We start from the raw sequence: 11942 nt of genomic DNA, 5'->3' as shown, positions 1-11942 counted from the left end.
CGATGAATCTTTTGCTGCTAATATCTATCTGGCTGCAACAATAATCAATTTGCGTTAATTGTCAACACGCCCTAGCTCAAAATGATTTATCACGCATTTTTTGCAAATTTATCACGCTCGGCATCAATATGTTTATAAATTAAAAGATTTAAGTTAATCTTTCAATATGAGTTTTGTGTGACACTTGTTTGGTAGAGATAGCTTACGTTTTCGCGTGAATAATTATCACATAAATACAAACAATAATCATAAGCTATTCATCTTATCCAAGTGCAATAATGACCAATTGCACTTTATTTTTTTACTTCACCATTTTGGTTTGACCAGACTCCCTTGCAATTTAAGCGGTGTATTTATACTAATTTTTTTGCTAAAACGCCTTGTTTTATGCTATTTTATCTGTCTATTTTTTCTTTATGTATTTTCCAATTTTAAGGTGTTCGTATGACGCAACCAAACCAAGCTCCTGAAGCACAGTCAGACATTTCAGAAAATGATTTAATTGCACAGCGTCATGCCAAACTTAAACAATTACAACAAGATGCTGAGCAACAAGGCAAAACTGCTTATCCGAATACGTTTAAACGCGAAGATTATGCTGACGATTTACAAGTCCGATTCGCTGATGTGGATAAGGCAACGATTGAAGCAGGTGAAAAAGTCTATGCCAAAGTTGCTGGACGTGTGATGTTTAACCGTGGTTCATTTATCGTGATTCAGGATATGACGGGTCGTATTCAGCTTTATGTGGATCGTAAAGGTTTGCCAGCTGAACAATTAGAATTGATTAAATTGCTTGATTTGGGCGACATTGTGGCAGCAGGCGGTTATATCGGTCGTTCGGGCAAAGGTGATCTGTATATCCATATGGAACAATTTGAATTATTGAATAAATCATTGCGTCCATTACCAGATAAATTCCATGGTTTGAATGACACCGAAACCAAATATCGTAAGCGTTATTTAGATTTAATCGTCAATGAAGACACGCGTAAGACTTTTGAAATCCGTGCCAAGGTCGTAGCAGGTATTCGTGCATTTTTGACTAATGAACGTTTTATGGAAGTCGAAACCCCGATGATGCACGTCATCCCAGGTGGTGCGGCGGCTCGTCCATTTGAAACGCATCATAATGCCTTGGATATGCCATTATTTTTGCGTATTGCCCCAGAATTATACTTAAAACGTTTGGTAGTAGGTGGTTTTGAGCGTGTATTTGAAATCAACCGTAACTTCCGTAACGAAGGCGTATCAACGCGTCATAACCCAGAATTCACCATGATTGAATTCTATCAAGCCTATGCAGATTATAAAGATTTGATGGCATTGACTGAGAATATGCTTGAAAAATTGGCAATTGATATTTTAGGCAGTACCGATGTGCCGTATGGCGATGAAGTGTATAGCTTTAAAGGTCCTTTCAAAAAGATTTCGATGTTTGATGCGATTTTGGAACATAATCCAAGCTTTACCACTGAAAATGTTAATGATCGTGAGTTCTTGGCAAAATTCGTACAAGAAACTTTGAAAGAGCAGGTTAAACCAAGTTTTGGCTTAGGTAAATTACAGACTATCGTATTTGAAGAAACGGTAGAAACCCAATTACGTCAGCCAACGTTTGTGACTGAATACCCAGCAGAAACTTCACCGCTTGCACGTCGCAATGATGATAACCCACACATCACAGATCGTTTTGAGATGTTTATCGGTGGTCGTGAATTGGCAAATGGCTTTAGTGAGTTAAATGACCCGATCGACCAAGCAGAACGTTTCCAAGCTCAAGTGGCAGAAAAAGATGCAGGTGATGATGAAGCGATGCACTATGATGCCGACTTTGTCGAAGCATTAGAATATGGCTTACCACCAACCGCAGGTGAAGGTATTGGTATTGATCGTCTAGTCATGTTGTTTGCCAATGCACCAAGTATTCGTGATGTGATTTTGTTCCCACACATGCGACACAAAGAAAGTTAACTGCAAATAGGATTAAGCGTATGGAAGACTTTATTCGTATATTAATTCATCCGTTGCGCTTAATCTTTGGCTTTATTTTTGATTGTTTGCTGGAAAGCTTTATTCATCGTGGTTTTAAAGAACATCCCTTATTGTTGATTATTTTAACTGCGGTTGTATTTACCTTGATATGGTATTTTGTATTTTTGAAATAGGAAAGCCCCCGAGAAAGGGGCTTTTTTACTTTTCAATTCTTCATTATCGACATTCAAAATCCAAAGTCACTTGGTAATCGGTATCTTGTGCCAAATTGACTTTTTTACCTGTGAACACGCCAAGCACTGCACCAGCTTGATTGATTAAACGACCAGTTCTTTCATCTGCGATGCCTTTATATTCTGTATTTTCTTTGACTAAAATAGGTCTGCTCAAGCGTGGACAAGATTCTTGTGCTGAGCGGATAGCATTATTGCGTGCGGTGAGTTGATCCTTGCCCATACCAATCACCTTATATTGTTTTTGTTGATTTTGAATGGCTAGGCTGGTCGGTTGCGTGGTTGCACAAGCTGTAAGAAATGTAGCAAAGCCTGCTAATGCCACCATGTGAAATTTGTTGAACATTTTATCTCCAGAATGTTGGTTTATAAGATACAATAAAATTATGCCTATTATTCGTTGTAAAAGGTTGAACGTGTACGTAGGGTTTTGTTTTTTTATTGTAAAGTCGTGCGAAATTATCATATCAGCAAATGCTCTAATTAAAAGGAATGAGAGCATTTGCTGATTGATATTGAGGCTTTATTGCTTAAGTTTCCCCATGCAAATGCTCATCTTTATCGCCTTTATCTTTTTTGCCTGATTTTTTCTTCTTTTTCTTTTTGACTTTTGGTGCTTCCTCGTCGTCTTCACCATCATGAATGGCTTGCCAAATATCCAATTGTTTCATCACTCTCGCAAAAATTGAACCTTTGCTATAGCGTAATTTATCATCTAACTCACCGACTGGTGTTGCTAAAATCAACGCCAAGGCATCTTCAATATGCTCTACAGCATGAATATGGAACTTTTGCTCCGCAACGGCTTGTACTACATCATCTCTTAACATCAAGTGTTGCATATTGGCTTTGGGAATGATGACACCTTGCTGACCTGTCAAGCCTTGCAATTGACATAAGTCATAAAAACTTTCAATCTTGGCATTAATACCGCCAATCGGTTGGGCTTGCCCGAATTGGTTCATCGAACCAGTGATGCTCCATGATTGATCTACAGGCAATTGACTGATTGCAGAAATCAAGGCACACACTTCTGCCATAGTAGCACTATCGCCATCAATGCCGTTATAGCTCTGTTCATGGGCGATGGATGCACTAAAATGCAAACGTTGTGAATGACCGAAGTAGGCTTTGAGATAGCTAGACATGATGAGAATGCCTTTTGCGTGTAATGAACCACCTAGCTCCACACTACGCTCAATATCCAACACTTCACCGTCACCGTGCGAGACTGATGCGGTCAAACGTGACGGCAAACCAAACTCAGCCCCTGCATAATCGATAACCGTCAAAGCATTGACTTGACCGATCACAGCACCTTGTGTTTCGATCAATTGAGTTTTCATCACATAATCGTCCCAGTATAGCTCACGCAGATGGTCTAGGCGATATTCACGCTGACGAATGGCTTGTTGAATATGTTCAGCAGTAATATTTTTGTGCTGTTGTTGCTCAGCATAATATTGTGATTCTCTTAACAAATCCCCCAAGTTTGACGCATGCAAAGACAGATAATGCTGACTTTGGGCTTGGCGACTGGCATCATTGAGAATTGAAGCGAGTCCAGTATTGTCAATCGGCAATAATTTTTCTGTTTCAACAAAATCTGCCACCAATTGCAAGTAATCTTGCTCATGTTCAGGCGTACGTTTAATGGCATAATTAAAATCAGCACGGATTTTAAATAGACTTAAAAACTCTGGATCGTACTCGACCAATTCATGATAAGTACTTTCTTCTGCCAACAAAATCACTTTGACATTTAATGCGATACTTTGCGGTTCAATCGAAACGCTACCTGTCAAGGTTAATAATTGTTCAAGTGAAGATAACTTGAGTTGGCGTGATTTTAAGGCACGCTTTAAGCCTTGCCAAGCATAAGGATGCTCAAGCAGTTGCTCAGCTTGTAAAATCAAAAAACCGCCATTGGCTTGATGCAATGCCCCTGCACGAATCAAGCTAAAATCGGTCAGAATACTGCCCATACGAGTCATTTGCTCGACATGACCAAGCAAATGGTAGTGAGTTGGGAAGTCTTCAAAAATCACAGGTGCACCCGCATTTAGCTTGTGGCTTGCTACCACATTGACTTGATAACGAGCAGGAATGCGGCTAAACATACTCGGGCGAAAATCATCATCTTCGCCGCTTAAAATCAGGTCAATATGTTCAATCACATCTTCACAATAACGCTGTAAATAATGCTCCAAGCCATCGATATGCTCAAAACGCTGTGAGATAGTGTTGAGTTTTGGTTGAATGATTTTTTTGGCAAGTTCTTTGTTGTAGTGCACAATTTTTTCCTGCACTTGCTCTTCCATACTGCTGAACTTTGTCCCCAGTTGGCTGAGCTTCTTTTCCATACGACGAATATCGCTGGCGATCTTAATACGTACTTCACTGTCAAGTTGATTGACTTGTTGCTGTGATAATTGTTGGTTCGGATCGTTACTATCCAATGGTACAAAATAATTTTCGTCTTCTTGGCTGACAAATTTTAAATTCAACTTGGCACTTTCTTGCGTCAATGCCAATAGGGCGTCTTGTTGTTGGCGATTGGTCTGCTCACGCAACATATCGATACGGCGATGATAACTTTCTGCATTAAACTTACTTTGGATTTGTTTAAAAATACTGAGCCACGCATCATGCACCGCTTTTTGAAATTTAACCGCTTGCCCAGCAGTCAAACGCAATGCCAAAGGATGACGAGCATCGTCAAAATCATTGACATAGACCCAATCACTTGGCGTAGGCAAAGTCTTGGCATGTTGTTGTAATAAACGCTGAATCATAGTGCGTTTGCCTAATCCAGATGCACCGACAGCCACGACATGATAACCTGAAAATGGCAAATGAATAGCCGTTTCGATGGCTTGTTTTGCTCGAGCTTGCCCTAAAAAGCGTGTGCCATCATGTTGATTTTTAATTTTTTTACTGTTGCGTGGTAAGCTTGCTAAATCGACTTGACGGGTGAGCTGTTCAGCTTGTAAAGCAGTTGCTTGGCATAAGTCTTTTAATTCTGCACGCTGTAAGGCACTGATGATAGTTTGACTTTGATTGAGTTTTAAACGTTGTATTTTTTGCAATTTTTTCTCAGGACTTTGCTTATTGTTGTTTGATTTTTGGGTATCTGTATCTTCTGAAATGGTGTTTTGTGAGAGCGAGTGGTCGTCACTTATTGGTGCATTTTTTATTGCTTGTGCTGAGTCGTTGTCCGTACTATTTTTTGCCATATCGTCATTGATATGTTCATCGTTACTCGAAGTAGTTTGTGGCATTGCTGGTTTCATCATCTATCATACAATTATCGAAAAAGGCTTTCATTATAGCGGATTTATTATATTTTACTAGCATTGGAAAAGCTGATAAAAGTGATGATGTTTTAAAGCATAGCGAACTATGCTTTATAAATCAGTCGTTATATTTTCCATAAGCAAAAATGTAAATGGCATTGCAATATGAATATGAAAAGCTTAACATTAAATGCGAGTGTTTTACTGATATCTGCTACAAACTCAGCCCATATAAGTAAAAATCATTACGTCCTTTATTGTCATTGTTAAAATCTGCCTTTGTTACAAGGATAGTTTCATGTCTCAATCAACCAAAAATTGGCAGAGTGCATTTTCTGCATTTGCCGACCGCCGTGCTTTAATCATGCTGTTTTTAGGCTTTTCGGCAGGTATTCCGATTTTATTGATTTTTTCCAGTTTATCATTATGGTTAGGTGAGGCAGGGATTAGCCGTAGTGCGGTGACCATGTTTAGCTGGGCGGCTTTGGGTTATTCTTTTAAGTTTGTTTGGGCACCACTGATTGATGAGTTGCCTGTAGCATATTTAACGCAAAAGCTCGGGCGACGTCGTGCATGGCTATTGATTGCACAGTCGCTGATTGTGGTGGCGATCTGTATCATGGCGATGACTGATCCTACGCAGGGCAATTCTGCTTTGGTACAAATGGCAATTGGGGCAGTGCTGTTGGGCTTTGCATCTGCGACACAAGATATTGTCATTGATGCCTATCGTATTGAATTGGCTGAAAAAGAAATGCAAGCGGTACTGGCATCGACCTATAATGCAGGCTATCGTATCGGTATGATTGTGGCAGGAGCTGGGGCATTATTTATCGCTGCCGCATTGGGGACAGCCAAGGGTAATTATATTTACACCGCATGGCAAACCACGTATTTTATTATGGCTGCGACGATGCTGGTGGGGATTATTACCACATTGGTAATACGAGAGCCACAAGTACAAAGAATATATAAAGATTATCATAAAGTAGATTATTTGCGTTTGGTGGCGGTATTTATTTTTGCTGTTGCTGGTTTTGTTTTGAGTTTTATTTATGTGGGTGAAACATTTGAAAAATTTGCTGTAACCGATCCGTTATTATCATTTGGTTTAGAGGCAGTCCGTTTTATTGTTTCGATTATTAGTGCTGTAGTTGTCGGGACGATTTTGGTTAAACTCGGTGTAGTGAATAAACAAATGGCGGTGGAAATTTGGGTTGCACCGATTAAAGATTTTTTTCAGCGTTATGGTTTAAAGCTGGCATTGGTTTTATTATTAATGATTGGTTTTTATCGTGTATCGGATATTGTCGCTGGCGTAATCTCTAATGTCTTTTACCAAGATATGAATTTTACCAAAGAGCAAATCGCCACTGCGGTAAAAACTTATGGTGTGATTTTTGCTTTAGTTGGTGGTTTTTTGGGTGGATTATTATCGCAACGTTTTAATATTATGAAAATGATGTTATTGGGTGCAGTTTTAATGAGTACCACTAATTTGATTTTTATTGGTTTGGTGAAATCAGGCACAACAACAACGGATGTCACAGTCAATATTGGTAATCAACAATTTATTGCAAAAACCGATGAGGTCGGGGCATGGAAAGTTAATGTGCCAAGTCAGCTTTTATTGCAAAATCAAAATATTAGCACTACAGTGGCTTATGCTAATCGACCAGAGCTGGTAATTAGTCGTGAGTTGCCATATTTGCATCAACAAGCAGGGCAAACTGTACAAATGCAATTATTGCCAATCAGTCGTGATAATCAGTTAGATAGTAATGAATTAAAACAAAGTGTGGTGGTTGAAGGGCAAATTTTAGGATTATCTGAACAGCAAATTAGCAATAAAGATAAATCGGTGGTTAAACTAAATCTAGATGGCAAAAATTATGATGCCAAAATTGATAAAGATGGTAAATTTAGTACAGCAATTACTGCTGATGATTTATCAAAATCTGCAACAAAAACGATTTTAGCCAGTTATCAGCAAGACGGCGTAGATTTAAAACATCAGCAGCAATATCAATTATTGGCACAAGCTAATAGTTATAAACTGGATAATTTTATTGAACCTTTACCATTAATCAATAGTGATAAAGAAGAATATACCATCAAAGGTAAAGTCGTTAAAGAATATAGCGTATTTTGGTTATATGCAGCGATTATTTTAGATAATTTGGCATCAGGTTTAGCAGGTGCAGTATTTATTGCCTTTTTATCCAGTTTGACTAATGTTTCTTTTACTGCGGTACAATATGCGATTTTCAGCTCATTAATGACTTTAACACCAAAAATTGTTGGCGGTTATTCGGGTAAAATCGTTGATAGTATTGGTTATCCGAACTTCTTTTTGATGACGGCTTTATTATCGATTCCGATTTTATTTTTGATATTATGGGTAAGCAAATTGTTGCGACAGCATGAGCAAAATCAGCCAAGCACAGAAGCATGATGGTGATGATCGATTGCTTCGGTTTGCGTTGTTTGGCTAAGTTGATTTATACTTAAGTATTATTTATTTGGCAGGTTGGCTATGCTAATTCGTAAATTATTCAAATTTGAAAATGCACATATTGTACGCAATTGCAGCTCTGACCGTTGCAAGCGTTCATTGCATGGTCACAGTTATAAAGTCGAAGTATTGTTACAAGCCAACCGTTTGGATCATGGGCAGATGGTCTATGATTTCGGCTTGATGAAAGGCGTGATTAAAGATTTGATTGATAGCTTTGATCATGCCATTACCTATTGGTCTAAGGACGATGCTGAGTATATCGACGCGTGCCAAAAATTCAGTGCCAGATGGATTGCGTTGCCAGTATCTCCATCAGCAGAGCAATTTTCACGGGTATTTTTCTACCTTGTTCGTGCAGTGTTGAATAATACGCAAATGAATAATGGTGAAGGTGAAATCAGCGTACACTCAGTGATCGTGCATGAAACCGACACGGGCTATGCACAATGTTTTGCTGAAGATGTCGATAACCCACATATGGGACAATTGAGTTTAGACAGTATCGAATTTTCTGAACAAATTCAGGCAGAGTGGTCAATCCCAACGCTATATCAACAATTGAAAGATGGCACACCATTCCAAAATCCGCAAGTGAGCTTGCAGGTTAACAGTTTACTGTAAATGTTAAAATGATTTAAGGACAGCAATGACTGAACATATCGTAAATCCATCACTTCTAGATACGTTAGATTTGGACGAACAAGCACAAGCGCAACTCGCTCGGGTAAAGCTTGATGACAGTTGGAAATATCCGCTTGCAAAAGCACTGACCAGTCAGACCATGAATGATTTACGTGCTTTTTTAAAAGCAGAGCATGAACAGAGTAAAACCATTTTTCCACCTAATGCACAAATTTTTAGGGCATTAAATGAAGTGCCTTTAGATGCAGTAAAAGTGGTTATTTTGGGGCAAGATCCTTACCATGGTTTTGGTCAAGCCAATGGTCTAAGCTTTTCGGTCAATCGTGGTGTAGATTTACCGCCATCATTACGCAATATTTATCATGAAATCAAAACCGATTTGGGTTTGACTATGCCAAATCATGGCGATTTATCCGCTTGGTCGCAACAAGGCGTATTATTGCTCAACAGTGTATTGACTGTAGAGCAAGGACAAGCTGCATCGCATCAACGTCGTGGCTGGGAGCAGTTTACCGATGCGGTGATTGATGTGATTAATCAACAACGTAGCGGTGTGGTATTTATTTTGTGGGGGGCGTATGCACAACGCAAAGGGCAATATATCGATGAGAGTAAACACTTGGTATTGAAAGCAGCTCATCCATCGCCATTAGCAGCCAACCGTGGTGGCTTCTTTGGTTGTAAAGTATTTTCAAAAACCAATCAATATTTGACTGAACAAGGGCTCACACCGATCAATTGGCAATTTAGCTGATTTTCAATGTATTTTCAATTTTCATATTAAACAGCTTGGATTGCCGTACTAGGATCGATCAAAATGAACATGGATTATATTCAACATCCCGATATTTTATTAGAAAATTTGGGTAACGGCTGGTGGGCGGTTCGTCTAAATCGCCCCAAAGCCTTGCACGCACTGGATGCAGACATTACATTAGCATTACACTCTATGTTTGAGCATTTGCATCATCGCGAAGATGTGCGTGCCATTTGGTTTGATTCCACTACGCCCAAAGCCTTTTGTGCAGGCGGTGATGTACGTGCTTTAAGACAGCATATTTTGGCAAATAATATTGTCGCAGCCGAGCAGTTTTTTAGCCAAGAATATGCTTTAGATAAACTATTGCATCATTATGCTAAGCCTGTAGTGGTATGGGGTGAGGGCTTTGTGATGGGTGGTGGTTTGGGCTTATTTATGGCATCGCCATTTCGCTTAGTCACACCGCAATCTCGCCTTGCCATGCCTGAAATCAATATTGGTTTATATCCTGATGCAGGGGGTACTCGCTTTTTGGCTGATCGTGGCACGATTGGCTTGTTTATCGGCTTGACAGGGGCGATTATGACCGCAGCAGGGGGGTACAGTATCGGCTGGGCAACACATATTTGTGCGTGGAATCGTGATCAGGTATTGCAACGTTTGACCAGTATTGCATGGCATGATTATCCAGCAGGGGATTTTCGTGCGATTGATGATACGTTGAACAGTTTACATCGACCTGTACCTGCTGGACCTTTGCAAAAGTCTTTACAAACCATTGAGCAAGCCTGTCGTGGCGAAGATTTTTTACAAGATTATCAAGCGATTAGTCAGTTGATGAGTCACCCTAGTGATTGGCTGAGACAAGCCGCTGAAAACTTGGCTCACGGCTCACCGACCACTGCTGCATTAACGTGGCTATTGTGGCAATGGGCAAAAACTTTGCGTTCGTGGGATGAAGTGTTTCAATTGGAACATGAAATCTCAATGTGGAAAGTACAGCATTCAGACTTCGTGGAAGGCGTGCGAGCAAGATTGGTCGATAAAGATCTACAACCACAATGGCAAGTTGGACAAATCAAACATATTCGAGATGCCTTTGTCGGCTATCCGCCAGTTAGTCAAACTGTAAAAAGTTGGAATGATGTTCTCAAGCGTTATGGCGTGATTTAATGCATTTTTTTCAGGTGGTTATATTGTGGTTTTGCAAATTGAAGACATAAAACCGATTGCTGAATTTTCCGATGAAGATATGGACTTTATGCGATTGGCATTGCAACAAGCACAATTGGCAGAGCAGTTGGGCGAAGTACCTGTAGGGGCAGTATTGGTGCATGATGGGCAAGTATTGGCGATGGGTTATAACTGTCCGATTGCCACGCATGACCCAACTGCCCATGCGGAAATTCAAGCCATTCGTCATGCTTGCCAGCAGTTGCAAAACTATCGTTTGCCTGAAAATTGTACGCTATATGTCACTTTAGAGCCGTGTACACAATGTGTAGGAGCATTGATTCATGCTCGGGTGGCTCGGGTGGTATTTGCGGCGTTTGAGCCGAGAGCAGGGTCGTTGGTGAGTAGTCGGCAATTGCTGAATGATGGTTTTTATAATCATTATTTTGAATTTGTTGGCGGTTGTTTGGCGGATGAAAGCCAAGCCATGCTAAAAAGTTTTTTTAAAGTACGGCGGGAAAAAGCAAAACTAGCTGAATAAATCACTGAAAAAATTAGCATGAAAAAATGATTAAAATTGATATCGATCCTGAAGAGTTAGAACAGCCTTTTGATATATTTTTAATGCTATTGTCCGTATTTGATATGCAGATACAACAGCAAAAACAAGTATTGGGCTTGGGGTAATTTTCAAATGATGGCATACCTTATTTGTACATGTATTTTCGTTGCTTAGAAAATTATCATCAATCTTGGGTGAATGAATTTGATTTTTTAATGTGCGACAATCAATATAGTGATGAATTCTTGACGTTTCTTGATATTATTCAAAAATTTAGTGTTGAAGCGTGTCAATCATCTGATGTGCTAACTCAGCAAAAATGGCAATCTTTACAAGTAATTGGGTTAAAAATTTTACAAAAATCTGAATTGCCAATATTTAATTTTGGAAAAGAAATTCCTTACCATCATCTAATCAGAATATTTGTGAATGAATTGGGATTGATACAAGTAGATTAAATCCACATGGCTTTTTATGCTAAACTAACGAGTAATGGTATTGCGGTTTATTTCAAGTAACAAAGCAGTTTTGGTTGCGTCAATGTCGATACAAAAGCATTTTATAATCTTTTTGAGAGTGTAAGTGCTTAACTTACTGTTATACTTCATATTTATAGCCTAACATGTGATGTTATGCTAGGGCGTGTTGACAATTAACGCAAATTGATTATTGTTGCAGCCAGATAGATATTAGGGCGTGTTGACAATTAACGCAAATTGATTATTGTTGCAGCCAGATAGATATTAGCAGCAAAAGATTCATC

General features: G+C 39.3%; 10 protein-coding genes and 1 pseudogene. 8 read left to right on the top strand and 3 right to left on the bottom strand.

Annotation, left to right across the window (positions count from 1 at the left end):
• Positions 1–444: 444 nt before the first annotated feature.
• The gene (gene lysS, locus ACEYX7_RS09105; RefSeq protein ID WP_374802234.1) at positions 445–1974 is read left to right on the top strand and encodes a lysine--tRNA ligase; all 1530 of its coding nucleotides are present in this window, start codon (positions 445–447) and stop codon (positions 1972–1974) included.
• Between the two features lie 20 nt (positions 1975–1994).
• Positions 1995–2168 (top strand): hypothetical protein, encoded by a 174-nt coding sequence (locus ACEYX7_RS09100; protein WP_374802236.1) that lies wholly within the window; start codon positions 1995–1997, stop codon positions 2166–2168.
• Between the two features lie 43 nt (positions 2169–2211).
• Here the strand turns inward: ACEYX7_RS09100 and ACEYX7_RS09095 are convergent, their stop codons facing one another.
• Entirely contained in the window at positions 2212–2574 is a 363-nt protein-coding gene (locus tag ACEYX7_RS09095; RefSeq protein ID WP_374802238.1) for a hypothetical protein, read from the bottom strand.
• A gap of 184 nt (positions 2575–2758) precedes the next feature.
• A complete protein-coding gene (locus ACEYX7_RS09090; protein ID WP_374802240.1) occupies positions 2759–5524 on the bottom strand; it encodes a Lon protease family protein in 2766 nt (921 codons plus the stop codon).
• Positions 5525–5822: 298 nt separating this feature from the next.
• Between ACEYX7_RS09090 and ACEYX7_RS09085 the strand changes: the two genes are divergently transcribed.
• The 6 genes from ACEYX7_RS09085 to ACEYX7_RS09060 all read left to right on the top strand — a co-directional run bounded on the left by ACEYX7_RS09085 (position 5823) and on the right by ACEYX7_RS09060 (position 11637).
• Positions 5823–7979 carry an AmpG family muropeptide MFS transporter gene (locus tag ACEYX7_RS09085; protein ID WP_374900465.1) on the top strand — a complete coding sequence of 719 codons (2157 nt, stop codon included), beginning with the start codon at positions 5823–5825 and terminating at the stop codon, positions 7977–7979.
• Between the two features lie 81 nt (positions 7980–8060).
• Positions 8061–8663 carry a 6-pyruvoyl trahydropterin synthase family protein gene (locus ACEYX7_RS09080; protein WP_374802244.1) on the top strand — a complete coding sequence of 201 codons (603 nt, stop codon included), beginning with the start codon at positions 8061–8063 and terminating at the stop codon, positions 8661–8663.
• 25 nt (positions 8664–8688) lie between these two features.
• The gene (ung, locus tag ACEYX7_RS09075; protein ID WP_374802246.1) at positions 8689–9438 is read left to right on the top strand and encodes a uracil-DNA glycosylase; all 750 of its coding nucleotides are present in this window, start codon (positions 8689–8691) and stop codon (positions 9436–9438) included.
• A gap of 63 nt (positions 9439–9501) precedes the next feature.
• Positions 9502–10617, top strand: a complete 1116-nt coding sequence (locus ACEYX7_RS09070) for an enoyl-CoA hydratase/isomerase family protein (RefSeq protein ID WP_374802248.1) — start codon at positions 9502–9504, stop codon at positions 10615–10617.
• 79 nt (positions 10618–10696) lie between these two features.
• Positions 10697–11158, top strand: a complete 462-nt coding sequence (tadA, locus tag ACEYX7_RS09065) for a tRNA adenosine(34) deaminase TadA (protein WP_374802262.1) — start codon at positions 10697–10699, stop codon at positions 11156–11158.
• Between the two features lie 215 nt (positions 11159–11373).
• The gene (locus ACEYX7_RS09060) at positions 11374–11637 is read left to right on the top strand and encodes a hypothetical protein (protein ID WP_374807038.1); all 264 of its coding nucleotides are present in this window, start codon (positions 11374–11376) and stop codon (positions 11635–11637) included.
• 33 nt (positions 11638–11670) lie between these two features.
• Here ACEYX7_RS09060 and ACEYX7_RS10970 read toward each other — a convergent pair.
• Positions 11671–11787, bottom strand: a pseudogene (locus tag ACEYX7_RS10970) (IS1595 family transposase); the annotation flags it as partial.
• Between the last annotated feature and the right edge of the window lie 155 nt (positions 11788–11942).

It is taken from the genome of Hubeiibacter jixunmingi (genome assembly GCF_041928215.1).
Lineage (GTDB): Bacteria > Pseudomonadota > Gammaproteobacteria > Pseudomonadales > Moraxellaceae > Acinetobacter.
Note: the sequence above shows the minus strand (reverse complement) of the source record. Positions and strands in the feature narration are given on the sequence as shown.

Excerpts from the sequence above, each read along its gene's own strand:
- ACEYX7_RS09100 (WP_374802236.1), top strand. The coding sequence starts at position 1,995 with ATGGAAGACTTTATTCGTATATTAATTCATCCGTTGCGCTTAATCTTT.
- ACEYX7_RS09090 (WP_374802240.1), bottom strand. The coding sequence starts at position 5,524 with ATGATGAAACCAGCAATGCCACAAACTACTTCGAGTAACGATGAACAT.
- tadA (WP_374802262.1), top strand. The coding sequence starts at position 10,697 with ATGGACTTTATGCGATTGGCATTGCAACAAGCACAATTGGCAGAGCAG.
- ACEYX7_RS09095 (WP_374802238.1), bottom strand. The coding sequence starts at position 2,574 with ATGTTCAACAAATTTCACATGGTGGCATTAGCAGGCTTTGCTACATTT.
- ACEYX7_RS09080 (WP_374802244.1), top strand. The coding sequence starts at position 8,061 with ATGCTAATTCGTAAATTATTCAAATTTGAAAATGCACATATTGTACGC.
- ung (WP_374802246.1), top strand. The coding sequence starts at position 8,689 with ATGACTGAACATATCGTAAATCCATCACTTCTAGATACGTTAGATTTG.
- ACEYX7_RS09085 (WP_374900465.1), top strand. The coding sequence starts at position 5,823 with ATGTCTCAATCAACCAAAAATTGGCAGAGTGCATTTTCTGCATTTGCC.
- ACEYX7_RS09070 (WP_374802248.1), top strand. The coding sequence starts at position 9,502 with ATGAACATGGATTATATTCAACATCCCGATATTTTATTAGAAAATTTG.
- lysS (WP_374802234.1), top strand. The coding sequence starts at position 445 with ATGACGCAACCAAACCAAGCTCCTGAAGCACAGTCAGACATTTCAGAA.